This is a genomic window from Kribbella sp. NPDC004536, assembly GCF_042873835.1.
Classification (GTDB): domain Bacteria; phylum Actinomycetota; class Actinomycetes; order Propionibacteriales; family Kribbellaceae; genus Kribbella.
In genome coordinates, this window is the sequence record NZ_JBIALY010000001.1 from 409,746 (window position 1) to 433,012 (window position 23,267).

23 protein-coding genes are annotated in these 23,267 nt (G+C 68.9%); 10 read left to right on the forward strand and 13 right to left on the reverse strand.

Translation table 11 applies throughout. The features are described from left to right. Positions 1-44: 44 nt before the first annotated feature. Together ACFYRU_RS01935 and ACFYRU_RS01940 are read right to left on the reverse strand one after the other, a co-directional pair. The gene (locus tag ACFYRU_RS01935; RefSeq protein ID WP_387651963.1) at positions 45-548 is read right to left on the reverse strand and encodes a MaoC family dehydratase; all 504 of its coding nucleotides are present in this window, start codon (positions 546-548) and stop codon (positions 45-47) included. A gap of 103 nt (positions 549-651) precedes the next feature. Then, positions 652-1,182, reverse strand: coding sequence for a general stress protein (locus tag ACFYRU_RS01940; RefSeq protein WP_387651965.1), 531 nt, complete (start codon positions 1,180-1,182; stop codon positions 652-654). 73 nt (positions 1,183-1,255) lie between these two features. Between ACFYRU_RS01940 and ACFYRU_RS01945 the strand changes: the two genes are divergently transcribed. Both ACFYRU_RS01945 and ACFYRU_RS01950 read left to right on the forward strand, forming a co-directional pair. Next, positions 1,256-2,362, forward strand: a complete 1,107-nt coding sequence (locus tag ACFYRU_RS01945; RefSeq protein ID WP_387651967.1) for a magnesium and cobalt transport protein CorA — start codon at positions 1,256-1,258, stop codon at positions 2,360-2,362. Positions 2,363-2,533: 171 nt separating this feature from the next. Continuing rightward, entirely contained in the window at positions 2,534-3,532 is a 999-nt protein-coding gene (locus ACFYRU_RS01950; RefSeq protein ID WP_387651970.1) for an ArsR/SmtB family transcription factor, read from the forward strand. 76 nt (positions 3,533-3,608) lie between these two features. Here the strand turns inward: ACFYRU_RS01950 and ACFYRU_RS01955 are convergent, their stop codons facing one another. Together ACFYRU_RS01955 and ACFYRU_RS01960 are read right to left on the reverse strand one after the other, a co-directional pair. Next, positions 3,609-4,799, reverse strand: a complete 1,191-nt coding sequence (locus ACFYRU_RS01955) for an acyl-CoA dehydrogenase family protein (protein ID WP_387651972.1) — start codon at positions 4,797-4,799, stop codon at positions 3,609-3,611. 91 nt (positions 4,800-4,890) lie between these two features. Beyond that, complete coding sequence (locus tag ACFYRU_RS01960; RefSeq protein ID WP_387651974.1) at positions 4,891-6,318, reverse strand: serine/threonine-protein kinase; 1,428 nt, start codon at positions 6,316-6,318, stop codon at positions 4,891-4,893. Positions 6,319-6,427: 109 nt separating this feature from the next. Here ACFYRU_RS01960 and ACFYRU_RS01965 point away from each other — a divergent pair, with 109 nt between their 5' ends. Further along, the gene (locus ACFYRU_RS01965) at positions 6,428-7,078 is read left to right on the forward strand and encodes a peptidylprolyl isomerase (RefSeq protein WP_387651977.1); all 651 of its coding nucleotides are present in this window, start codon (positions 6,428-6,430) and stop codon (positions 7,076-7,078) included. A 40-nt stretch (positions 7,079-7,118) separates the two neighbouring features. Beyond that, complete coding sequence (locus tag ACFYRU_RS01970) at positions 7,119-7,724, forward strand: LuxR C-terminal-related transcriptional regulator (protein ID WP_387651979.1); 606 nt, start codon at positions 7,119-7,121, stop codon at positions 7,722-7,724. 8 nt (positions 7,725-7,732) lie between these two features. On the opposite strand, the gene ACFYRU_RS01975 is transcribed toward ACFYRU_RS01970, so the two are convergent. Continuing rightward, a complete protein-coding gene (locus tag ACFYRU_RS01975) occupies positions 7,733-8,704 on the reverse strand; it encodes an HpcH/HpaI aldolase/citrate lyase family protein (protein WP_387651982.1) in 972 nt (323 codons plus the stop codon). A gap of 127 nt (positions 8,705-8,831) precedes the next feature. On the opposite strand from ACFYRU_RS01975, the gene ACFYRU_RS01980 reads away from it, so the two are divergent. After that, positions 8,832-9,335, forward strand: coding sequence for a hypothetical protein (locus tag ACFYRU_RS01980; protein ID WP_387651985.1), 504 nt, complete (start codon positions 8,832-8,834; stop codon positions 9,333-9,335). Here the strand turns inward: ACFYRU_RS01980 and ACFYRU_RS01985 are convergent. Then, complete coding sequence (locus ACFYRU_RS01985) at positions 9,328-12,894, reverse strand: S8 family serine peptidase (protein ID WP_387651988.1); 3,567 nt, start codon at positions 12,892-12,894, stop codon at positions 9,328-9,330. The two genes, ACFYRU_RS01980 and ACFYRU_RS01985, sit on opposite strands and share 8 nt — an antisense overlap. Before the next feature lie 97 nt (positions 12,895-12,991). After that, positions 12,992-13,966 (reverse strand): helix-turn-helix domain-containing protein, encoded by a 975-nt coding sequence (locus ACFYRU_RS01990; protein WP_387651990.1) that lies wholly within the window; start codon positions 13,964-13,966, stop codon positions 12,992-12,994. Between the two features lie 81 nt (positions 13,967-14,047). Between ACFYRU_RS01990 and ACFYRU_RS01995 the strand changes: the two genes are divergently transcribed. From ACFYRU_RS01995 to ACFYRU_RS02015, 5 genes are read left to right on the forward strand one after another with little or no spacing between them, the layout of a single operon-like run. Then, complete coding sequence (locus tag ACFYRU_RS01995; protein ID WP_387651993.1) at positions 14,048-15,331, forward strand: magnesium transporter MgtE N-terminal domain-containing protein; 1,284 nt, start codon at positions 14,048-14,050, stop codon at positions 15,329-15,331. Further along, the gene (locus tag ACFYRU_RS02000; protein WP_387651996.1) at positions 15,321-15,833 is read left to right on the forward strand and encodes a DUF1003 domain-containing protein; all 513 of its coding nucleotides are present in this window, start codon (positions 15,321-15,323) and stop codon (positions 15,831-15,833) included. Before ACFYRU_RS01995 ends, ACFYRU_RS02000 begins: the two co-directional genes overlap by 11 nt. A 44-nt stretch (positions 15,834-15,877) precedes the next feature. Next, entirely contained in the window at positions 15,878-16,771 is an 894-nt protein-coding gene (gene htpX, locus ACFYRU_RS02005) for a zinc metalloprotease HtpX (RefSeq protein WP_387651999.1), read from the forward strand. Positions 16,772-16,775: 4 nt separating this feature from the next. Continuing rightward, complete coding sequence (locus ACFYRU_RS02010; RefSeq protein ID WP_387652002.1) at positions 16,776-17,339, forward strand: hypothetical protein; 564 nt, start codon at positions 16,776-16,778, stop codon at positions 17,337-17,339. Between the two features lie 58 nt (positions 17,340-17,397). Beyond that, complete coding sequence (locus ACFYRU_RS02015; RefSeq protein WP_387652005.1) at positions 17,398-18,543, forward strand: Mrp/NBP35 family ATP-binding protein; 1,146 nt, start codon at positions 17,398-17,400, stop codon at positions 18,541-18,543. A gap of 13 nt (positions 18,544-18,556) precedes the next feature. On the opposite strand, the gene ACFYRU_RS02020 is transcribed toward ACFYRU_RS02015, so the two are convergent. The 6 genes from ACFYRU_RS02020 to ACFYRU_RS02045 form a co-directional block, all read right to left on the reverse strand. Next, complete coding sequence (locus ACFYRU_RS02020) at positions 18,557-18,901, reverse strand: sec-independent translocase (RefSeq protein ID WP_387652008.1); 345 nt, start codon at positions 18,899-18,901, stop codon at positions 18,557-18,559. Between the two features lie 55 nt (positions 18,902-18,956). Continuing rightward, entirely contained in the window at positions 18,957-20,423 is a 1,467-nt protein-coding gene (locus ACFYRU_RS02025) for a S1C family serine protease (protein ID WP_387652010.1), read from the reverse strand. A gap of 85 nt (positions 20,424-20,508) precedes the next feature. Continuing rightward, complete coding sequence (locus ACFYRU_RS02030) at positions 20,509-21,561, reverse strand: sigma-E factor regulatory protein RseB domain-containing protein (protein WP_387652013.1); 1,053 nt, start codon at positions 21,559-21,561, stop codon at positions 20,509-20,511. A 3-nt stretch (positions 21,562-21,564) separates the two neighbouring features. Continuing rightward, positions 21,565-22,167 carry an anti-sigma factor family protein gene (locus tag ACFYRU_RS02035; RefSeq protein ID WP_387652015.1) on the reverse strand — a complete coding sequence of 201 codons (603 nt, stop codon included), beginning with the start codon at positions 22,165-22,167 and terminating at the stop codon, positions 21,565-21,567. Next, positions 22,164-22,817, reverse strand: coding sequence for an RNA polymerase sigma factor SigE (gene sigE, locus ACFYRU_RS02040; RefSeq protein WP_387652018.1), 654 nt, complete (start codon positions 22,815-22,817; stop codon positions 22,164-22,166). Before sigE ends, ACFYRU_RS02035 begins: the two co-directional genes overlap by 4 nt. A 150-nt stretch (positions 22,818-22,967) precedes the next feature. After that, positions 22,968-23,189, reverse strand: a complete 222-nt coding sequence (locus ACFYRU_RS02045; protein WP_387652020.1) for a biotin/lipoyl-binding carrier protein — start codon at positions 23,187-23,189, stop codon at positions 22,968-22,970. Positions 23,190-23,267: the final 78 nt, after the last annotated feature.

Sequence of the window (23,267 nt, forward strand, 5' to 3'; positions counted from 1 at the left end):
TAGATTCTGCGCCGGGCGACGTCAGGTTCGCCAGCCCGGTCCGTCTACTCGGCGGGGTTCGGGCGGGCGGGTTGTTCGCCGCCGCGGGCTTCGAGGTAGTTGTTTTTGGGGACCATTACCTTGCGGCGGAAGAGGCAGACCACGGTGCCGTCCTGTTTGTAGCCCTTGGTTTCGACGTGGACGACGCCGCGGTCGTCCTTGGACTTGGACTCCCACTTGTCCAGGACGACCGTCTCGCCGTAGATCGTGTCGCCGTGGAAGGTCGGCGCGACGTGCCGCAGCGACTCGATCTCCAGGTTCGCGATCGCCTTGCCGCTGACGTCCGGGACCGACATCCCGAGCAGGATCGAGTAGATGTAATTGCCCACCACAACGTTCTTCCCGAACTGGGTGGCCGACTCCGCGTAGTTCGCGTCCAGGTGCAGCGGATGGTGGTTCATCGTGAGCAGGCAGAACAGGTGGTCGTCGTACTCCGTCACCGTCTTGCCCGGCCAGTGCTTGTAGACCGCCCCGACCTCGAACTCTTCGTAACTGCGCCCGAACTGCATCCCGGTTCCTCCTCAGTTCCTGGATCCCCCATGCTGCCGGGTCCGGGCGCATCCGGGCCGTGGTCTGGCTCTCACCACGCCGGGACTCAGGAGGAGAGATAGGTCACGGCAGGTCCTGCTGCGAGTGCGGCTGCTGCGGCAGCAGCGGGTGCACCTCACCCTTGAGCGCCAGCTTGGCCAGGTGGTTGCGCGCCTCTTCGGCGAACTTGAAGTCGCAGAGTACGTCGTACGTGGTGGCCACGACCGCGGTCCGCGAGGTGAAGTCCCGCCGGCCGGCCGACTGCGCGTAGCTGAGCCCGCCGAAGACCAGCCCGAAGAAGGCACCGAGCGCAATACCGGTGATCAGCGCGGCGATCATGTTGTTGGTGGTGAACAGCCCCAGCAGCAGACCGACGAACAGCCCGAACCAGGCGCCACTCGCCAAACCCGCGGTCAGCGCCCGGCCCCAGGTGAGCCGGCCGGTGATCTTCTCGACCTGACGCAGGTTGTTGCCGACGATGGTCGTGTGCTCGACCGGGAACTTCTCGTCCGACAGGTAGTCGACAGCTCGCTGCGCCTCCCGGTAGGTGTCGTACGTCCCGATCGTCAGGCCGGTCGGCCTGGGGTCCATCGAGGGCATGCCCTGCGCGCTCATCGTCGTTCCTCTCCACGTGCTTCCCCCCATCATTGCCGACAGCTGGTTACCGCGTCTTGATAGCCTCGCCGTGATGGCCGGGCGACGATGGGACATGGGCGCGACACGCCGCGTAGGACGAGTGTTCGCCCGGCGCGCCGGCGGTGCCGGGCGCCCGTCGGACGAGGTGGTCACCGGCAAGCTCGAGGGCGCCCTGGTCGACTGGGGGCTGTACCGGGACGGCGTCCGCGACCGGCGGGTCGACTCGTACACCGAGGCGCTCGACCGGGCCCAGCGCGGGCAGGGGTTCGTCTGGATCGGTCTGTTCGAGCCGACCGCGCACCAGCTCGCCATCATCGGCGCGGAGTTCGGGCTGCACCCGCTGGCGCTCGAGGACGCCTCCGAGGCGCACCAGCGGCCCAAGCTGGAGCGGTACGGCGAGACGCTCTTCGCAGTGTTCAAGACGGTCACGTACGTACCGCACCGCGACCTGACCGCCACCAGCGAGGTCGTGGCGACCGGTGAGGTCATGGTGTTCTGCGGTCCCGGCTTCGTCGTCACAGTGCGCCACGGTGAACACAGTGAGCTGACCGGGCTGCGCCAGGACCTCGAGAAGGAGCCACACCGCCTCGCGACCGGCCCCGGCGCCGTGCTGCATGCCATCGCCGACCACGTCGTCGACCGGTACCTGGAGGTCGCGGACGCTGTACAGGCCGACATCGACCTGATCGAGACCGACATGTTCACGCCCCGCGGATGGCGGAACATCGACCGGGTCTACCAGCTCAAGCGTGAGGTCCTGGAGCTCAAACGGGCCGTCGCGCCGCTGACCGGCCCGATGCGGGCGCTGTCGACGCTCCGGCACCCGCTGATCACCGAGGAGACGAGGAACTACTTCCGCGACGTCGACGACCACCTGCAGCGGGTGAAGGAGCAGGTGATCTCGTTCGACGAGCTGCTCAGCTCGATCCTGCAGGCCGGGCTGGCCCAGGTGCAGGTGGCCGAGAACGAGGACATGCGGCGGATCTCGGCCTGGGTCGCGATTCTCGCAGTGCCGACGATGATCGCCGGGATCTACGGGATGAACTTCGACTACATGCCCGAGTTGCGGCTGAAATACGCGTACTTCGTGGTGCTCGGCGTGATGGCCTGCGCGTGTTTCACGCTTTACCGGTTGTTCAAGCGGAACCACTGGCTCTGAAGCTCAGCTGTTGAGGTGAGTTGGCAACCTTTTGCCATGGCCAGGACTACTACCTGATTGGAATGTTCAAACAGTTGTCGCGGGCTCGGCTGCCTTGATTGAATTCTGCCGTCGCGGTCGGTCAGGAATTGATTACTTTCCGCGATCGACTGGAGCCGGGAGGGGATCGCGGTGCTTCGCATTCATTTCACGCCACGCGACCTGACCCGGGTCACGGTGGCCACCACGCCGGCACCGCTGTGGGAGGTGCTGCTCAGCCTGCACATGCTGCAGCACTCCGAAGGCAGGCTGATCTTCGAGGACTGGCGCCGGCACGTCCGGACCACGGTCGCTCCGGACCAGATGCGGCTGCTGCTCGAGCTGACCCCGTCGAAGGGGTACTCCCCCGACTTCCTGACTCCGGCCGAGTCCGCACCGGACTTCGACAGCGCTCTCGAGCAGGCGCTGGCGACACCGCGACAGCAGTTGCAGAGCCAGCTCGACCTGCTCGCGCAGTACCGCCCGGCCTCACCGTGGACACGGGAGCTGGCCCAGGGCGGCCGTACGTCGATGGCAAAGCTGGGGCGGGCGATCCGGACGTACCACGACGTCGCGATCGCGCCGTACTGGAAGTCGATCGGCACGCACGTGTCCGCCGACCACGCCCATCGTGGGGAGGCGCTGGCCCGGCACGGCGTGCACCGGCTGCTGTCGTCGCTGCACCCGCGGGTCCGGTGGGTCGCACCGGTCCTGCAGGTGCTGGACATGAACGACCGCGACCTGTATCTCGATGGCAGGGGAATCGAGTTGCAGCCCTCGGCGTTCTGCTGGCAGGTCCCGACCAAGCTGCGGGACCCGGACCTGAAACCGATCCTGGTGTACCCGATCCAGCACGCGCCGGGAATCCTGCGGCAGGCGTCGGTGGACGCTCTGCCGTCGAACGACCCGCTGGGCTCCCTGCTGGGGTCGACCCGGGCGGCCGCGCTGGAGGCGACGGTCTCCGGCTGTACGACGACGGAGCTCGCGAAACGCTGCAGCATCTCCCCGGCCGCCGCGAGCCACCAGGCGACGGTGCTGCGCGAGGCCGGGCTGATCACCACCCGCCGCTCCGGTGCGTCGGTCCGGCACGAGATCACCCAACTCGGCATCTGGCTGCTGTCCGGCCACGGCTCGAACCGGGCCCCCACGTAGCCGCCACAAGCCCCTGCCCCAGTGCGCGCTGGGCCGACTGGCACCGCCCCGCCCGTCGACCCAGCGCGCCGGCAGTTCAGATCTTGTAGTCCTCCAAGAGGCGGCGGCCGATGATCATTCGCTGGATGTCGGCCGTCCCTTCGCCGATCAGGAGCATCGGGGCCTCGCGGTAGAGGCGTTCGATCTCGTACTCCTTGGAGAACCCGTAGCCGCCGTGGATCCGGAACGAGTCCTCGACGACCTGCGCGCAGTACTCGCTGGCCAGGTACTTCGCGACGCCGGCCTCGAAGTCGTTGCGGGAGCCGCTGTCCTTCTTCCGGGCCGCCTTCACCATCAGCTCGTGCGCGGCCTCGACCTTGACGGCCATGTCGGCGAGCCGGAACAGCACCGCCTGGTGGTCGGCGATCTTCTTGCCGAACGTCTCCCGCTGCTGCGCGTACGAGATCCCCAGCTCGAAGGCCCGGCGCGCGACGCCGCAGCCGCGGGCCGCGACGTTCACCCGGCCGACCTCTACGCCGTCCATCATCTGGTAGAAACCCTTGCCCGGTACGCCGCCGAGGATCTGGCCGGCGTCGATCCGGTACCCGTCGAACACCAGCTCGGTGGTGTCGACGCCCTTGTAACCCATCTTCTCGATCTTGCCCGGCACCGTGAGGCCCTTGTCGACCTCGCCGAACCCAGGCTCCTTCTCGACCAGGAACGTGGTCATGTTCTTGTAGACCGAGTCCTGCCCCTCGTCGGTCTTCACCAGCACCGCGACCAGGTTCGACGAGCCGCCGTTGGTCAGCCACATCTTCTGGCCGTTGATCACGTACTCGTCGCCGTCCTTGACGGCCTTGGTCTTGATCGCGGAGACGTCGGAGCCGCAGCCCGGCTCGGACATCGAGAACGCGCCGCGCACCTCACCGGTGGCCATCCGTGGCAAGTACTTCTGCTTCTGTTCGTCGGTGCCGTGCTGGAGCAGCATGTACGCGACGATGAAGTGCGTGTTGATGATGCCGGACACGCTCATCCAGCCGCGGGCGATCTCCTCGACACACAGCGCGTACGTGAGCAGCGATTCGCCGAGGCCGCCGTACTCCTCGGGGATCATCAGGCCGAACAGGCCGAGTTCCTTGAGGCCCTCGACGATCTCGGTCGGGTACTCGTCGCGGTGCTCGAGCTCCGTGGCGACCGGGATGATCTCCGCCTCGACGAAGGCCCGGACCGTCTTCAGGATCTCTTCCTGGATGTCGGTCAGCCCGTCGGTCTGCTGCAACCTGCTCATCCTGCGCCTCCTTGGCCTGCGTACCAGTGAGTATCGTGGTACCAGCCTGACACTCGCTGTGACACCGGCCACCTGACGGAGGTCGCGTGGCTCACTCGTGGTTGTCGCCGTTCGGCCGCGGCAGCGACTGCCCGATGGTCTGGAAGAGCGAGACGATCTGCGGGGTCGGCTGCCAGCGGCGGCGTTGCTGTGCCTCGAACAGGCGCTGCCGTGCCGCGTAGAAGTGCTGTGCGGCGGACTGCAGGTCACCGTGGTCGACCGCCTGCGCTGCCTGGTCCAACTGGTTCGCTGCGTCCCGTGGCGCCTTGCTGTGGCTGTCCTGCTGCGTGGCGCGTACCTGTGCGGCCAGGGTCCGTAGGCCTTGCACGAGGACCGCCTGCGGGTTCTGTGTCTGCTTGGGCTTCGGCTTCTTCGTCGGCGTTGTCTTGGTGGGAGTCGGCGTCGGAGTGGGCTGCTGCGTGGTCTTGGGGGCTGTAGTGGCCTTCTGCACCGGCACAGTCGGCGTACCGCCTGCCTTGGCAGGCGGGGGGTCATTCGACACGCCTGCGCGCAGCATCAGCGCGCCCACCACTCCAGCGACGACCACGGCCGCGGCTATGCCTGCCTTGGCAAGGGAGAACCCGCCGCGTGACGCACGGTGGCCGTGGGGCTCGGTCTCGTCCCTGTCCTCCTCCCACTGGCCGATGCCGAGCGGTTCCACTGCGAGCACCTGGGTGTTGGCCGGCGCGTGGAGGAGTCTGTCTACCTCCTCCGCCGAGGAGGGTCGTGCGGCCGGGTCCTTCGCCAGCAGGTGTGTCACCAGGCCGGCCAGCTCAGCCGGTACGTCGGTACGCGTGATCGGCGGAGGTGGTGTTTCGAGGTGCTGCCGCATCACGACGTCGGCGGCCGGCCCGCTGAAGGGCGGCGTACCGGTCAGGAGTTCGTGCAGGACGCAGCCGAACGAGTACCAGTCGCTGGCCGGAGTCGCAGGCTCGCCACGGACCTGCTCCGGCGACACGTACGACGCCGTACCGAGCAGGACGCCCAGTCCGGTCGTCTCGTTGCCGGCCCGCTTGGCGATGCCGAAGTCGGTCATCTTGAGCGTGCCGTCCGGCGCGAGCAGCAGATTCGCGGGCTTGACGTCGCGGTGCACGATCCCGGCCTCGTGGGCGGCGTCCAGCGCACGGGCACCCTGGGTGGCGATCCGCTCGACCATGCTCGCGGTCGGCAGGCCCGACGTACGCATCAGCTTGGCCAGGTCCGGGCCCGGTACGAGTTCCATCACCAGGAACACGTGGTCGCCCTCGGTGCCGACGTCGTAGGTCGCGACCACGTTCGGATGCGTCAATCGAGCGGCTGATTGAGCCTCGGCCCGGAACCGCTCGACCGCGTCCATCGGGTCACCGTCGAGGCTGCGCAGCAGCTTCACCGCCACCTGACGGTCGAGGACCGTGTCCTCGGCCTGCCACACCTCACCCGCACCGCCCCTGCCCAACAGGGTCAGCAACCGGTACCGACCTGCCAGTACCTCGCCGTTCACACACCACACCTTCCGCAGCGGACCGGCCCACCTTAGGCGGCCGGGCGCCGGATGATCGAGTCCGCGGCCAAAACTCTGCGGAGTGCGATCGGGGTACTACGGTGGGTGGATGAAACTTCCCGCCCTGATCGCGGCCGTGCTGGTCGCGACGACCCTGACCACGACTACCGCCGCCGCTTCGCCCGCGCCGAGTCCGCGGCCGGTGGTGAAGTGTGAATTCACCCCGACGCCCGAGAACCCGGCCGCGAAGCCGGTCCGGATCCCCTCCGCGAACGCTCGCGCGAAGGGCACGGTCGACGTGTACTTCGTGACGAACTACGGGCCGTTCGTGGTCCGGATGGACCGCGCGAACGCTCCGTGCGGCGTGCACAACTTCGTACACCTGGTGAAGTCGCGGTTCTACGACGCCACCCAGTGCTTCCGGCTGACGAACTCGGCCCGGCTCGGTGTCCTGCAGTGCGGCGACATCTACCGCCAGGAGGAGGGCGGCCCGGGCTACAAGTTCCCCGACGAGGTCACCGGTCAGGAGACCTACCCGCGCGGCACCGTTGCCTATGGCAACCAGGGACCGGGCACGAACGGCTCGGAGTTCTTCGTCGTGCACTCCTTCGCGAACATCTCCCCCAACTACACCGTCCTCGGCCACGTGATCGCCGGCATGTCCACGTTCGACCGGATGGTCGCGGCCGGTATCGCCGACCCCGACCAGGACGGCCCACCCGCCAAGCCGATCCGCATCTACAAGGTCTGGACCCACTAGGGGGAGGGTAATTCCGCGCCCGCACCGCTAACTTGAGGGTGTGGGCACCCGCGGACGCCCCCGGCACCCCGACGTCCTGACCCCGGCCGAGTGGCAGGTGGTGGACGCGGTCCGGCACGGGATGCGGAACCGGGAGATCGCGCAGCGGCGAGGCGTCAGCGTCGATGCGGTGAAGTTCCACGTCGCGAACGCGGTCCGGAAGCTCGGCCTGACCCGCCGCGCCGAGCTCCGGACGTGGCGCGGGATACCGGTGAACAGTCCGCTCCGAGCGCAGGGAGGCGCAGGGATGGTGCAACTGGGTGCGATCGGGCAGATCGCCCGGCTCGTGAGCGACATCGAGACCGCGACCGCGTTCTACGGCGGCGTACTGGGCCTGCCACACCTCTACACCTTCGGCGACCTGGCGTTCTTCGACTGTGGCGGCACCCGGCTGTTCCTGCGCGCCACCGACGAGCGTGGCGAGCAGTCGATCCTGTACTTCCGCGTCGGCGACATCAACGCGGCGTACGACGAACTCCGCGGCCGCGGCGTGGTGTTCGAGAGTGCGCCGCACCTGATCCACAAACACGACGACGGGGTCGAGGAATGGATGGCGTTCTTCCCCGACCCCGACGGTCAGCTGCTGGCGATCATGGCGCAGGTCTAGCCGCTGCTCTAGTCGGCCGGCGGCTGCCAGACGTTCGTGCGGGTCAGCCCGGCGGCGCGGCCCTTGGCGGAGATGACCAGGGCCATCTTGCGGCTGGCCTCGTCGATCATCTCGTCGCCGAGCATGACCGCACCGCGGGCACCACCGGCGGCCGACGTGTAGTGGTCGTAGGCGTCGAGGATGTTCTCGGCGTGGTCGTAGTCGTCCTGGCGGGGCGAGTACACCTCGTTCGCGGCGGCGATCTGGTCCGGGTGCAGCACCCATTTGCCGTCGAAGCCGAGCGCGGCGGAGCGGCCGGCGACGCGGCGGAAGCCGTCGACGTCCTTGATCTGCAGGTACGGGCCGTCGATCGCCTGCTTGTCGTGGGCGCGGGCGGCCATCAGGATCTGCATCAGGATGTAGTGGTACGCGTCGCCGACGTCGTACCCGGGTGGCTGCTCGCCGACCACCAGGCTCTTCATGTTGATCGACGCCATGAAGTCGGCCGGGCCGAAGATGATCGTCTCGACCCGCGGTGAGGCGGTCGCGATCGCGTTCACGTTGGTGAGGCCGAGCGCGTTCTCGATCTGCGCCTCGATGCCGATCCGGCCCGGCTCGTACCCGTGCACCTTCTCCAGCTGGGTGAGCAGCAGGTCCAGCGCGACCACCTGCTCGGGGGTCTGCACCTTCGGCAGCATGATGCAGTCGAGGTTGGCGCCGGCGCCACCGACGACCTCGATCACGTCCGCGTAGGTCCACTCGGTGGTCCAGTCGTTCACCCGGACGACGCGGAGCTTGTTCCCCCAGCCGCCCTCGTTGAGCGCGGCGACGATGTTCTTCCGGGCGTCGGGCTTGGCCAGCGGCGCGACCGAATCCTCCAGGTCCAGGAACACCTGGTCGGCGTCCAGCCCCTTCGCCTTGGTCAGGAACCGCGGGTTCGACCCGGGCGTGGCCAAACACGACCGCCTGCTCCGCAAACCCTTGTCCGTCACCTTGTCCACCACGGCCGACCTCCACTCGGTTACCCACCGGTCACCGGCAGCGTACGGCGTCTGCCGCCGCGGTCCCGGTGACCCGGCTCACTTCCCTTCCGAGTGTGTCCCGATTCACCGTGGGACACTCGGACCTGTGAGCATCGAGGACATCGCCGGCGTGATGAAGAAGGCCGGACTCGTCTGGCTGGCGTGGGACGGCCGCCGACCGGTCCCGGCATGGTTCGCGAACGTCGACGGTCAGTACGTCGTCCTCGCCGACGCGGCTGATGGTGCCGAACAGCCCCTCCCCGGACTCGCGACTGCCGCCTCCGTCGACGTCGTCGTACCGGCCAAACCCGCCACGAACCGGCTGGCCGGCTGGAAGGCCACCGTCCGACGGCTGGAGCCCGGCACCGACGAATGGACCGCCGCCGCGCAGGTACTCCGTACCGAACGCCTCAACGCCGTCGACCTCGACACCCAACTGGAACGGTGGCGCACCGAGGCCGACCTCCTCGTCTTGGACCCGATCGAGACGACGGCACAGTACGACGACTCACCCCACGCCGTGGCCCCGGTACCGACCAGGGCCACGACCCGAGGCAAGCCACCCATGACGCTGCACCGCCCAGTGCGCCGCCGTCCGAAGCTCAGCTGATCCCGAACGCCCGCTGGATCGTCTGGCTGACGCTGTTACCGGCGTCGTCGTGCGCCGTGACCCGCATGCTCACGTAGCCGCGCGGCGCGTCCAGCTTGGCGCGCCAGGTCGCACCGAGCCGCTGCAACGTCACCGGTCGCCATGTGGCGCCGTCGTCGTACGAGAGCTCCAGCGTCGCCGCCGTGACCTTGCCCGTGCCCACAGCACCTGGCAGATGCGACGGGGTCACCGTCAGGTCGCTGTGCCGCTTCGCTCGACCGGACAGGTCCGTGGCGATCGAGTAGTCGAGCTGGAGCAGCGGGAGCGTCTCCAGGTTCGCGTAGTCGGCGGTGCTCGAGGTGAAGCCCCACTCGGTGTGAGTGCTTGGCGAGTACGGGCGGTTCGGCAGGTCTCGCTTGGTGTCCACGACCAGCCGGTACGGCAAAGCCTCCGGCGGGACATCGACCGACACGAAGTCCTGACCTTCTCCGAGCAAGGTGTCGCCCTGGTAGAACGCGCTCGTGACGGACACCCCGCCGTCGTACACGGTGCCTTGGTGCGGGCCCGAGTCGGCGAAGCCCGGCAGCGTGAACACGCTCATGATGTCGCCGACCCTCGACGGCGGAGTGAACAACGCGTTGTCGCTCAACAGCCGTGGCCGCTGGATACCGTCGAACCACGTCTCCCGAGTGACACTGCCCGGCCGATACGACAGCGACGAGCCCTGCTCGCTCAGGTCCGATACCGAAGCCATACTCAGCCACTTCACCCCTGGGGCTGCCGTGACGAACACCGTGTGCACACCTTGGGCAGCAACCGGCGTGGACGTCGCCCCGACGGCCCAGGTGAGATCGGCCGACAGGTCGAAACGGATGTCCAGCGCCTCGCCGCCCGTGATGTTCCGGAACGACTCGTCGATCCGCGCCAGCTCACCCGCCGTCGGCCGGTACCCCGGGTCTCGAGGCACGGCCCCGTCGTGATGCTGCACCAGGTCGTACAGGTACTGAGCCTGCGGATGCGATTCGACCCGCAATGTCCTGGGACTCCGCGCCAGCACCTGCCGCGCCTGGTCGGCGTTCAACGAAGCCACCGGCAGTGTCGGTGCCTCCTCCATCGGCAGGTCGGCCCAGGCATCCAGTCGCCCGTAGCCGTCGTTGACGATCAACAGGAGCTTCGCGCCGCCCTTGGCAGCCGCCGCGGCCTGTTCGGTCGGTGGCACCAAGTCGTTGCGTTGGGCAACGGCAATCGTGCCACGCACGTTGTACTTGGCGGGATCCGAGCCGACGTACACGACCGGATAGCGGCCGACGCCGGCCGGCAGCTTCGGTGACATGCTCTGGACGAGTCCTTGGACCGGGCCGACTGTCAGCACCGGCTGCTCCTGCCGCCAGCGTGTGGCGAAGGTGTACGAGCCCTGCGTCACCTTGCGCGTCGGCGTGGCCCAGAGCGAGTCGTACAGCCACCACTCCAGCTGGTACGTGTCGACAAAGCGATGCAGGTCGCCGTAGGTGCGGTACTGATCAACGCGAAGGTAGGTGTTCTCGGTGGTCTTCGGGGTGACCGCAGCAACCTTGCGAAGCCCAGTCAGGTCGAACGTGACCGTCTGGTCCTGTGCGACGTCCACCTCCGGCTGGCTGATCACGGCACGCCCCAAGGAGTGCGGCCCGTCCAGCCCGCGTACGTCGGCGTACATCCAGGCGGCGTACGTGCTCGGACGGACGCTGACGTCGAGGCTGCCGTCCACTTCGAACACCTGCGGTACGACGTCCCGCTTGATGTCCTTCAGTACGACGATCCCGGACAGGCCCTTGGCGCGCAGGGAGAGCTTGACCCGCTGACTCTGCTTGCTGACACCGACACCGGTGTGCGCAAGCACTGCCCCACTGGCATCCGTTGCGGTCAGCATCGAGCTGTAGCCCGCGTCGTCCGCAGCCAGGTCCAGATGGCTCACCACACCCACAGTCGCCGTACCGTGCGCCGGAACCGTCACCTGCGGAGTCGTCAGCGTGAACAGGCCAGCTGGAACACCCTGGTTCTTCAGGGACAGGTTCAACGTGACGGGGTCTGCAGCACTGTTGGTGTAGGTGACGTCCTTCTGCACCACCCCGCTCGCCGGGTACGGCCACTTCACCGCGGCGAACGCGGAGCCGGACGAGAACAGCGTGTCGCGCACCGCAGCAGCCACATCGAGCCGACCGGTGCCTGCGGAGAACGGGCTGTACTGCGTAGTGGTCTTGGTCGAGCTGACCAGCGCATCCTTCAACTGCTGCCCCGACCAGTCCGGGTGCTCATGCGCCAACAGCGCGGCGGCACCTGCGACGTGTGGCGTCGCCATCGATGTACCACTCATAGCGACGTACGATCCCTCACCTTCCGGCGAGTACTGCGATCGTGCGGCGAGCACGTCGACGCCTGGAGCGGTCAGGTCGGGCTTGAGCGCGCTGTCACCGAGCCGTGGACCACGGCTGGAGAAGACGGCCAGACGGTCGTTGCTGTCGACAGCACCGACCGTCAGTGCGGCGTCGGCCGCACCTGGTGCCGAGACGCTGTACGGGTCCGGACCGGAGTTGCCCGCGGCAATCACGAACAACGCACCGGTCTCGGCACTCAGGGTGTTCACGGCCTGGCTCATCGGGTCCGTACCGTCGGTGGGCCCGGAACCGAGGCTCATGCTGATCACCTTGGCGTGCTGGTCCCGCGCCGCCCACTCCATGCCCGCGAGGATCCAGGAGTCCTGGCCGCTGCCGTCGTCACCCAGCACCTTGCCGATGTGCAGTGCGGCCCCGGGCGCGACGCCCTGCTCCTTGCCACCGGACGCGGCGCCCGTCCCGGCGATCGTCGAGGCGACGTGCGTACCGTGACCGTTCCGGTCGGTGACGTCCTCGCCGGGCACGAAGCTCTCCGACGCGGCGATCCGGCCGCCGAAGTCCGGGTGCGCGGCGTCGACACCGGTGTCGAGTACGGCGACGTCCACGCCCTGGCCGGTGTTTCCGCCCTGCCACACCTCGGGCGCACCGATCTGCGCCGTGGTGTCGGCCAGGGTTGCCTTCACCTTGCCGTCGAGCCACACCTTCGTCACCTGGCTGCGAGCCGTGAACGAGGACCAGAACGAGGTCGCCTGACCGTGGTCGGCGGTCAACGCGGCGCCCCTGATGCTGCTCAGCGCGAGTGTTTGCCGCGCACCCGCCAACGGGACCTGCTTACGTCCCGGCGCGTACGAGACGATCAGCGGCGTACCGGCACTGTGCGCGTCGTCGTACCCGTCGGCGAGCAGGCCGGTGACGTTGAACAGTTGCTGGTCGAGAACGCCGGACGCGAGATAGGGCAGCGCGGCGTCCGGGTAGACGTACAGGTCGTTGCCCACGGCCATGATGTGCGCGCCGGACGGCAGACCGTTGGGCTTGCTGACGGTCGCGGCCGGCCGGCCGGCGACCGTGGTCACGGTGACCTTGTCACCGGTGATCAAGGTGACCGTCTTGGGCGGGGAGGTGGCGACCACCGACTGGACAGCGTCGGCGTGTGGCACCGTGACGGCGGACAGCGCCAGTACGGCGGCAGCCAAGGAGGACGAGAAGGACACAGGGGCTCCAAGCTCAGGGGGTTCCCCGCATTACATTCGGCGCTCCGTGCCCGCTGCTACGGATAATCCTGGCGCAAACTGGTCACGACCAATCCGGTCAGAGCCAGCCGCGGTCCCGGGCGTGCCAGCCCAGTTGCAGGCGGGAGCGGGAGTGGGTCTGTTCCATCAGTTGCTGGACGCGTCTGGCCACCGTACGGCGGCTGATGCCCAGGCGGGCGCCCGCTGCGTCGTCGGTCAGTCCTGCCACCAGCAACGACAAGAGATGCCTGTCCTCGGCAGACATGGCCTCCTCGGCCTCGAGAGCGTCTGAGTCCGTCACGCTCAACGGGCAGGCTCTGTTCCACACGGTCTCGAACAACGCCACCAACGCGTCCAACAGACTGCACGGGTGCACTAGTAGGGCCGCGTCCTGAGCAGGTGTAGCCCAGTCCAGTGGCAGTAGCGCCAGTTCGCGGTCCGCGATCGCCAGCTTGGTCGGTAGCACGTCTGCGATGCGCGCCTGCTCCCCCGCACGCACATGGCTGACCGCACTGGCCGCCAACACCGCGTCCGCGAGCGCAGAGCTGTCGTAGACCACCCGGTACGTCACACCAGCACCCTGCCGCGCCAGCTGCGTACTGTTCACCTCGGCCGACGCAACGTACGGCGGTGCGACCAGTTCACGCATCTCGCCACGGGCCGTCCGCTGCACCCGGTCGAACGCGAGACCGACCGCGGTCTCGCCGGTGACGATCTCGATCAGCTCCTCGGTCCGCCGCGCACCACCCTGCCTCGTCGCCTCGGCCGCGAGCCGGTACGCGGCCTTGCGGATTCGGTCGAACTCCTCCTCCTGCCGCTGGATCAGCTGCTCCACGGCGAGTTCCGGCGGCACCGGCACGATCAGCTCGCCCGGCGCCGGCGTACGGTGCACGAAACCTTCCGCGAGCAGTACGTCGACCGCCCGCTGTACCTCCGGCACCGGACGGCCGAGCCGCTTGGCCAGATCGTCCAGCGACGCACCGCCGTGCCGTGCCAGCTCCAGGTACACCGCTTCCTCGTCCACGCCCAGCCCGGTGGATCCCAGCCTTCCCACCCCACTTCGTTCGCCCGAGGCCACAAAGTCTACGAAGCGCTCCTCAGCCGAGACTCCGCTCCGGCGGGTTAGCCTTCGGGCATGACTGGATCACCGTCGCGGGTGTACGTCGCTCGGCTGGCAGGGCTGCCGGTGTACGACCCCAACGGCGACCAGGTCGGCAAGGTCCGGGACGTCGTCGCCATGATGCGCCAGGGCGACCAGCCGCCCCGGGTCCTCGGCCTGGTCGTCGAGGTGTTCACCAGACGCCGGATCTTCGTGCCGATGACCCGGGTGACCTCGGTCGACGTCGGCCACGTGATCACCACCGGCCTGGTCAACATGCGGCGCTTCGAGCAGCGTGCGACCGAAGTACTCGTACTCGGCGAGCTGCTGGACCGGACTGTCACGATCGCGGACACCGGCGCCACCGCGATCGTGTTCGACATGGCCATGGAGCAGTGGCGGGCCCGCGACTGGCTGCTGACGAAGGTGGCTGTACGGGAGGGCTCGAAACGGTTCCGCCGCCGCGGCCAGACGCATGTACTCGACTGGGGCGACGTCAGCGGGTTCACACAGGTGGAGGAAGGCCAGGGCGCCACGCACATCCTGGCCGCGTTCGAGTCGATGCGTCCGGCCGACCTGGCCGGCGTACTGCACGACCTGTCTCCCAAGCGCCGCAAGGAGATCGCGGCCGCCCTGAACGACGAGCGACTGGCCGACGTACTCGAAGAGCTGCCCGAGGACATCCAGGTCGAGATCCTTGCCGGGCTGGACACCGAACGCGCTGCCGACGTGCTGGAGGAGATGTCGCCCGACGACGCGGCCGACCTCATCGCGGAGCTCCCGACTGAGACAGCGGAACGCCTGCTGACGCTGATGGAGCCAGAGGAAGCAGAAGACGTACGGCGGCTGCTCACGTACGAGGAGCACACGGCCGGCGGTCTGATGACCTCGGAGCCGGTCATCCTGCCCGTGGACGCGACCGTGGCCGACGCGCTCGCCCAGGTACGTAACGCAGACCTCAGCCCGGCCCTGGCCGCCATGATCTACGTCTGCCGTCCACCGCTCGAGACGCCGACCGGACGGTTCATCGGTATCGGCCACATCCAACGGCTGCTCCGCGAACCACCGTCCGAGCTCGTGTCCGCAGTACTCGACACCGATCTGGACGGGCTGCGACCGGACGACAGCCTGCAGACCGTCAGCAAGTACCTCGCGACGTACAACCTGGTCGCCGCCCCGGTACTGGACGACGAGGGCAGGCTGCTCGGCGCGGTCACCGTCGACGACGTACTCGACCACCTGCTCCCGGACGACTGGCGGGAGCACGACCATCCGGACGGGCCGGACACACCGCAGGAGGTGGGCCACGATGCCACGTGACGATCGCCGGACCGCCCGCGGCAGCACGCGGCTCGACGTACCGCGGGACTGGCGGCGGACGTTCGTACCGCGGCCGACGTACGACGCGGACGCGTTCGGCCGACTGTCCGAGCGGATCGCCCGCTTCCTCGGCACCGGGCGGTTCCTGGTCTACATGACCGCGACGATCCTGTTCTGGGTCGGCTGGAACATCTTCGCGCCGCACAGCCTGCGCTTCGACGAGTACCCGTTCATCTTCCTCACGCTCGCGCTCAGCCTGCAGGCGTCGTACGCCGCCCCGCTGATCCTGCTCGCCCAGAACCGGCAGGAGGCCCGCGACCGGGTGCAGTACGAACGGGACCGCGACGTCGACGCCCGGACCCGTGCGGACATGGAGTTCCTGGCCCGCGAGATGGCGTCGCTGCGGATGGCCGTCGGCGAGGTCGCCACCCGCGACTTCCTGCGCTCGGAGCTGCGTTCGCTGCTCGCCGATCTGGACACGCGCGAGGACGACCGGGTTTGACCCCGAGCTACGCTCACTATCAGGTGAGGGAAGAAGGACGTGGGATGAAAACTCGATTCGCGCCTGACCGGGGGCTGTCCAGCCGGATGGTGATCACGAGCTTCCTGCTCGGGCTGCTGTACGTCGCGTTCGTCGGCGTGCTGATCGCACTGACCAGGAGCGCCGTGCTGGCCGTCGTGATCGCGGGCGGCATGCTGTTCGTGCAGTACTGGTTCTCGGACAAGATCGCGCTGTACGCGATGCACGGCCGGATCGTCACGCCGGAGGAAGCGCCCGAGCTGCACGGCGCGATCGACCGGCTGTGCGCGCTCGCCGACATGCCGAAGCCGCGGGTCGCGATCGCCGACGTCGACCTGCCGAACGCCTTCGCCACCGGGCGGAACCCGAAGAACGCGGTCGTCTGCGTGACCACCGGCATCATGCGCCGGCTGGACCAGGACGAGCTCGAGGGCGTGCTGTCGCACGAGCTCTCGCACGTCGCGCACCGCGACGTCGCGGTGATGACGATCGCGTCGTTCCTCGGCGTACTGGCCGGCCTGATCACCCGCTTCGGGCTGTACGGCGGCCTCGGCCGGAACCGGGACCAGAACGCGGCGCTCGTCGTCCTGACCATCGTCGCGGTGTCGGTCGCGGTGTACGCGATCTCGTTCCTGCTCACCCGCGCGCTCTCGCGGTACCGCGAACTCGCCGCCGACCGGGCCGGCGCGATGCTCACCGGCAGACCGTCGACCCTCGCGTCGGCGCTGACGAAGATCAGTGGGGACATCGCCCGGATACCGTCGCGCGACCTGCGCTCGGCGCAGGCGTTCAACGCGTTCTTCTTCGCCCCGGCGCTGTCCGGCAAGAGCGTCTCGTCGCTGTTCTCGACGCACCCGTCGCTCGAGACACGCCTCGACCGCCTCGGCGCCCTGTCCCGCGAGCTCGGCGAGCAAGCTTAGTCCTATGGGCCTTCTCGACATCCTGCTCGGCAGGAGCAAAGCCGTTCCGCCGAACCTCGACCAGTTGTTCTCGCTTCCGTCGGCCGCGATCACCTTGGAGACCGCGGCCGACTACCGTCCGACCGGCAGCGGCTCGGTCTGTTTCAAGGCGGCCGAGGGCGGCGGGTTCTCCGCGCTCCGCGAAGAGGTCGACAAGCTGCTCGCGCTCGACAACGGCAAGTTCACGAGTACGACGGACTCGTACGGCTTCACCTGGCTGGTCCGGCAGACTGCGCCCGACGACCTGGAAACCCTCGTCACCGACCTGCACGCGGTGAACACGTCCCTGGTCGACGCGGGCTTCGGCAACGCCCTGCTCTGCACGCTGGTCGCCTTCACGAAGGGCACCCAGTCGCTCGGCCTGGTGTACCTCTACAAGCGCGGCTCCTGGTACCCGTTCGTCCCCGTCGGCACCGACCGCCGCGACAACGCCACCGAACTCCAGATCAAGTCGGTGGTGGGCGCCGACCTCAACTTCGAACAGGATCTCTCCCGCTGGTTCCCGATCTACGGCGCCCCCGGGCTGTGAAACGAGCGTCACATGGACCGTGGTCCGGTGTTCTCAGGTGAGCACGTAGCCTTGGGGCATGGCTCCCACTGCTGATCAGGTGACCACCGCGCTCGGTGGTGTGCTGGACCCGGAGATCAAGAAACCGATCACGGAGCTCGGCATGGTCGAGTCCGTCGTCGTCCGGGAGGACGGCGTGGTCGCCGTCCGGGTCCTGCTGACCGTCGCCGGCTGTCCGATGAAGGACACGCTGCGCCGCGACGTCACGGCCGCGGTCAGCAAGCTCGACGGCGTCACCGGGGTCGAGATCGACCTCGGCGTGATGTCGACCGAGCAGCGCGCGGCCCTGCAGACCCAGCTGCGTGGCGGCGTGGCCGAGAAGGAGATCCCGTTCTCCCGGCCGGACTCGCTGACCAAGGTGTTCGCGATCGCGTCCGGCAAGGGCGGCGTCGGCAAGTCCTCGGTGACCGTCAACCTGGCGGTCGCGATGGCCCGCCAGGGCCTGTCGGTCGGCGTCCTCGACGCGGACATCTACGGCCACTCGGTGCCGGCCATGTTCGGCGTCGCCGACGAGCGGCCGACCGCGGTGGACGACATGATCATGCCGGTGCCCGCGCACGGCGTGAAGGTGATCTCGATCGGCATGCTGAAGCCGAAGCGCGACCAGGTGGTCGCCTGGCGCGGCCCGATCCTGGACCGCGCGCTCGTGCAGATGCTCGCGGACGTGTACTGGGGCGACCTCGACGTACTGCTGCTCGACCTGCCGCCCGGCACCGGCGACATCGCGATCTCGGTCGGCCAGCGGCTGACCAGCGCCGAGGTGATCGTGGTGACCACCCCGCAGGAGGCCGCCGCCGAGGTGGCCGAGCGGGCCGGCACGATGGCCCAGATGGTGCACCAGCGGGTGGCCGGCGTGGTCGAGAACATGTCGTACCTGCCCTGCCCGCACTGCGGTCCGGAGCACCGGATCGAGATCTTCGGCTCCGGCGGCGGCACCCGGGTCGCGGAGACGCTGTCCGCGCGGCTCGGCTACCAGATCCCGCTGCTCGGCGAGATCCCGCTGGACGAGCGGCTGCGTTCCGGCGGCGACCTCGGCCAGCCGCTCGCGATGGCCGACCCGGACACCCCGGCGGCGCAGGTGCTCGACAAGATCGCCTCGACGCTCGGCGGCAAGCCCCGCGGCCTACTCGGCCGCCAGCTCGGTCTCTCCCCCGCCGGTCGCTGACCAGCAGATCAGCTCAGGTCGACTCGGGGTCGAACGGCGGCTTGGCGCCGGCCGGGAGGCGCTGCGGGGTGGCCGACGTGTCGGAGAAGTCCGCGGTGACCGACTTGACCTCGTCCTCGATCGGGTCCAGCAGGTGCTTGCGGACGAAGTTCTTCGGGTTCAGGTCCTGGAGTTCGAGGTCGGCGTACTCCGGGCCGAGCTCGTTGCGCAGGTCGTTCTGCGCGTTGTTCACCATCTGCCGGACCTGCCGGAGCAGCCGGCCCGCCGTCCGGGCGAACTCCGGGAGCCGGTCCGGCCCGAACACGAGTACGGCAACGATCGCGATCACGACCAGTTCAAGCGGTCCGATGCCGAACATGTCCTCACCTCTCCGTACGTCCCGGGCCAGCCTATCCCCCGCCTGGCTACAACGCTCAGCCGATCTGCTGGCCGAGCGTCAGCGTAACCGTCCTCGACCGTCCACCCCGCTCGTAGGCGAGTCGTACGGCCTCGCCCGGCTGGTGGGTGCGGATCGCGACGATCAGCACCTCGGCGCTGTCCACGGTCTGGTTGTTGATCGCGGTGATCACGTCACCGACCCGCAGCCCGGCCCGCGCCGCAGGTGAACTCGGGCTGACCGCGCTGACCCGGCCGCCGCCCTCGAACGTCATGTCCACGCTCGCCCCGATCACCGGGTACGACGCCTGGCCGGTGGCGATCAGCTGCTGGGCGGTCCGGCGCGCCTGGTCGATCGGGATCGCGAACCCGAGCCCGATACTGCCGCTCTGTCCCTCACCCGCACCGGGCACGGTGGCGATCGCTGAGTTGACGCCGATCACCCGCGCGTTCATGTCGACCAGCGGACCACCCGAGTTGCCGGGGTTGATCGCCGCGTCGGTCTGCAGCGCGCTGATGTACGACGACGCCTGGGTCGGGTCGTCGCCGGTGGTCACCGGCCGGTTCTTCGCCGAGATGATGCCCGAGGTGACGGTGCCGGCCAGGCCGAGCGGCGAACCGATCGCGACCACGTCCTGCCCGACGATCGCCGACTCCGACCGGCCGAACTGCACCGACGGAGCGGTGATCCCGGTCACCTGGACGACGGCCAGGTCGTACGCCGGGGAGCGCCCGACGAGCCGGGCGGTCGCGGTCTTGTTGTCGTTGGTGACGACCTGGATCGAGCCACCCTTGGCGGCACCTTCGACGACGTGGTTGTTGGTCAGGATGTGGCCGACGTTGTCGATCACGAACCCGGAGCCGGTGGCGCCGGAGTTGTCCGACCCCTCGACCTTCAGCTGGACGACGCTCGGCAGCAGGGTCGCGGCGACCGCGGACACCGAGCCGGTACGGATCTTCGGGTCGGCGCCGGTGCCGACCGGCGGGTCGGGCTGGGTGGCGATCGGGGCGTTCCGGCCGTCCAGCGCGACCACCGCGGTGGCGGCCCCGGCACCGGCGACGACGCCGATGACGAGCGCGACCAGCGCGGCGATCGTGACCAGCCGGTTCACCCGCGGCGGCTCCGACGTGTACGAACGGGCCTGCTGCTGGTGCCAGTCGGCCGGTGGCGGCGGAACGTACGACGGACGGTATTGCGGCTGCGCGGTCGGCCAGGCCTGCCCCGGGTAGACCGGGCGAAAGGCCTGCTGCTGCGGCTCGGGACGCCCGAAGCTGCGCTGCGTGGTCGAGCGGCCACCGTTCGTCTGCCGGTACGCGGCGTCGGAGCCCGGCGTCCGCAGCGGCAGGTTGCCGGCTCCAGGAGACGGCGGTGTCAGTGTCGACGGCGGGGTCTGTGGCGGGGTCGGCGGGCCCTGCGGTCCGGGGGACGCAGGCACGGCCGGCTGCACCGCGGTCGGTTCCGCGGTCGCCGGATTCGGAACTGTCGGCTCGGATTCGTCACTCATTTGACGGTCCCCGCCTCACGTCGTCGTCGTGGTCGTGTGTCGGGAGCCCCGTGCCGGGGTCGCCGGGAGGGACTTCCAGAATCGATTATCCCAGCTTCGGCGAGAGTGCACCCATCGGAGTGAGCCAGGTCGCGATTTTCGCCAGTCCGGTACCCAGCCGCTGGAGCGCCGAAAGCTTCTCCGGGAGATCGTGCGGGAACGCCCGGACCACCTGCCCGAGTTCCTCCGGCGGCAGGTCCCCGATCAGCGTGTAGACGATCCCGCCGGACGACCAGACGACGTACGACGGCATCCCGTACCGCAGGTAGACGCCCGGGCTGTCGGTGCTGGTGAAGCCCGCGACCGCGGCCGGGTCCAGTGCACCGCGCTGCTCGAACAACGACACGTTGAACAGGCCGTCGGAGTACGAGAACTGGAGCGACCCGTTGCTGGTGTCCTGGTGGACGTCGTACAGCTTCAGGGACGCCGGCAGCTCCGGCGCGCACACCCACCCCTGCGAGCGGAGGTTGTCGACCTTGCCCATGCCCAGCGCCTCGACGCCGCTCGGCAGCATCGGCGGCAGGTGACCGAGGAACTCGGAGCTCTCGATCTCGAGCTCGGTGAAGACCGTGGCCCGCACCATCGTCTTGCCGTCGGCACTGAACAGCTGGCGCTGCAGCAACAACCCCGTCGCCCTGTCGATCCAGAACCGCGCAGCCAGCGTCTTGTCGTCCCGCAGGGCCTCGACCAGCACGGCGGTCCGGCCGACCAGGTCGGTACAGCACTTGTCGACGAGCTCGTACGTCGCCTGCAGCAACCCCAGCGGCCCGCCGTCGACGGCCGCGTCCGTGGTCGTCGCGCGCTGCACGAACGCCTTCGCGCCCGGCGCGGACGAGCCGAGCACGCTGATCTCGGAGCCCTGCGACGCCGCGTGCACGATGTCGAACATCGCCGAGCTGGCGCCCTGCGGTCCCCAGGCGGTGATGATCTGGGTGCCGTGGTACGAGACGTGGTTCGGCGCCTCGGCCGCTCTGCGCAGCCAGCTGACCGCGGTCGGCGAGTCCGCCTTGGAAACCGTTGGTACGGCGGCAGCGGAAGTGGGCAGGCCGAAGCCGATCAGGGCGGTGCTGACCAGGACGGCGAGCCGGGACAGGCTCACCGGTCAGCGTCCTGTCAGGGCCACCGGCCGCAGCGACGAGCCCAGTCCGGCGTAGCCCGTCGGGCTGTAGGTGCTCATCAGCGCGACCGGGTCCGCGAACGGCGCTCCGCCGCTGGTGGTCGCGTGGTCCGAGGAGAAGCTCGCCACCGGCGGCTGCAGCGCCGGCGGCTGCTCCGAGCGGGACGGGTCGCCGACGACGAACGCAGTACCGAGCAGGGAAGCCACGGCGGCGGCCGAGCCCGCGGCACCGAGCACACCGGTACGGCGGCGGGAGCGCGAGCGGGTGGTCCCCGGCCGGGTGCCACCGGTCCGGCCGGCCGGGAAGGCAGACCGCTGCGGGAACACGCTGACCGCCGGCGTGAGCACCGGGCGGACCTCCTCCCGCGGCTCGGTCGAGAACGACGAGACGCCCATCAGGCGCTGCATCAGGTCCGTGGAGGCCTCCGGCGACTCCAGGGCGGCCATCTTCGCCTTAAGACGGCGCTGCGCGTCCACCTCGGTCCGGCAGGTGTCACAGCCGACCAGGTGGCTCAGCACCTTGTCGCGGGAGTCGTGGTCGAGCGCACCGTCGACGACAGCGCTCAGCTTGTCCAGCGGGTGCGTCATCCGAGGTCACCCCCGTCGGGGAACAGGCCGCCGTCGGTCGGCGGGCCGCCGACGCGGGTCTGGCCGGACCGCGGGGCCCGGTGCTCGAGGTGCTTGCGCAGCATCGACCGGCCGCGGTGGATCCGGCTCCGGACGGTGCCCAGCTTCACGTCCAGCACGTCCGCGATCTCGTCGTACGTCATGCCCTCGATGTCGCAGAGCACGACCGCGGCGCGGAAGTCCTCGGGCAGCGCGTCGAGCGCGTCCTGGACGTCGTGGTCGAACAGGTCGGAGTCGAGCTTCTCGGCCGGGCCCTCGCCCTTGGCCGGCAGCCGGTCGTGGGCGTCCTCGGGCAGGCCGTCGAAGCGGATCCGCTGCTTGCGGCGGGCGCCGTCCAGGAACAGGTTCGTGGTGATCCGGTACAGCCAGCCCTCGAAGGTGCCCGGGGTGTACGACGACAGCGAGCGGAAGACCCGGACGAAGACCTCCTGGGTGAGGTCCTCGGCGTCGTGCTTGTTACCGGTCAGCCGGTACGCCAGCCGGTAGACGCGGGCGGAGTGGGTCCGGACGATCTCGTCCCACGACGGCAGCACCTCCGGCACTGCCTGCACCGTCGACGGCTTCACCGCGACGCCTCCCTGGGTCCTCTCGGCAATGAGCGTGAAGGCCATGGTGCCGCGGTCACCGTCCTCTGCGCACGTCGGGAAAACCCGGGTCGGACCCTGGTTTGTTCGTACGACGGCTCAACGTGACACCCCGGCCGGAAGTTCCCGCCCGGTGCCTTCACCGGTAAAGACGCGTTGGGAGGCAGTTCGGTTGAATCAGTTCTCCTCGATCACGGCGATCGGATCCCCGTCGCGGACCACTTCGCCCTCGACGACCTTCAGTTCGGTGATGGTGCCGGCCACCTCGGCCAGTACCGGGATCTCCATCTTCATCGACTCCAGGATGACCAGTGTGTCGTCCGGACCCACCGTGTCCCCGGCCTTGGCCGTGACCTTCAGCACATTCGCCACCAGCTCGGCCAGCACGGTGTGACTCATGCCGTCGATCCTAGGTGGACGGCGAAGGTCCGGCGTAGGTGCCCCGTTGGCAGCGTTCGGGGGCACCTACGCCGGGCT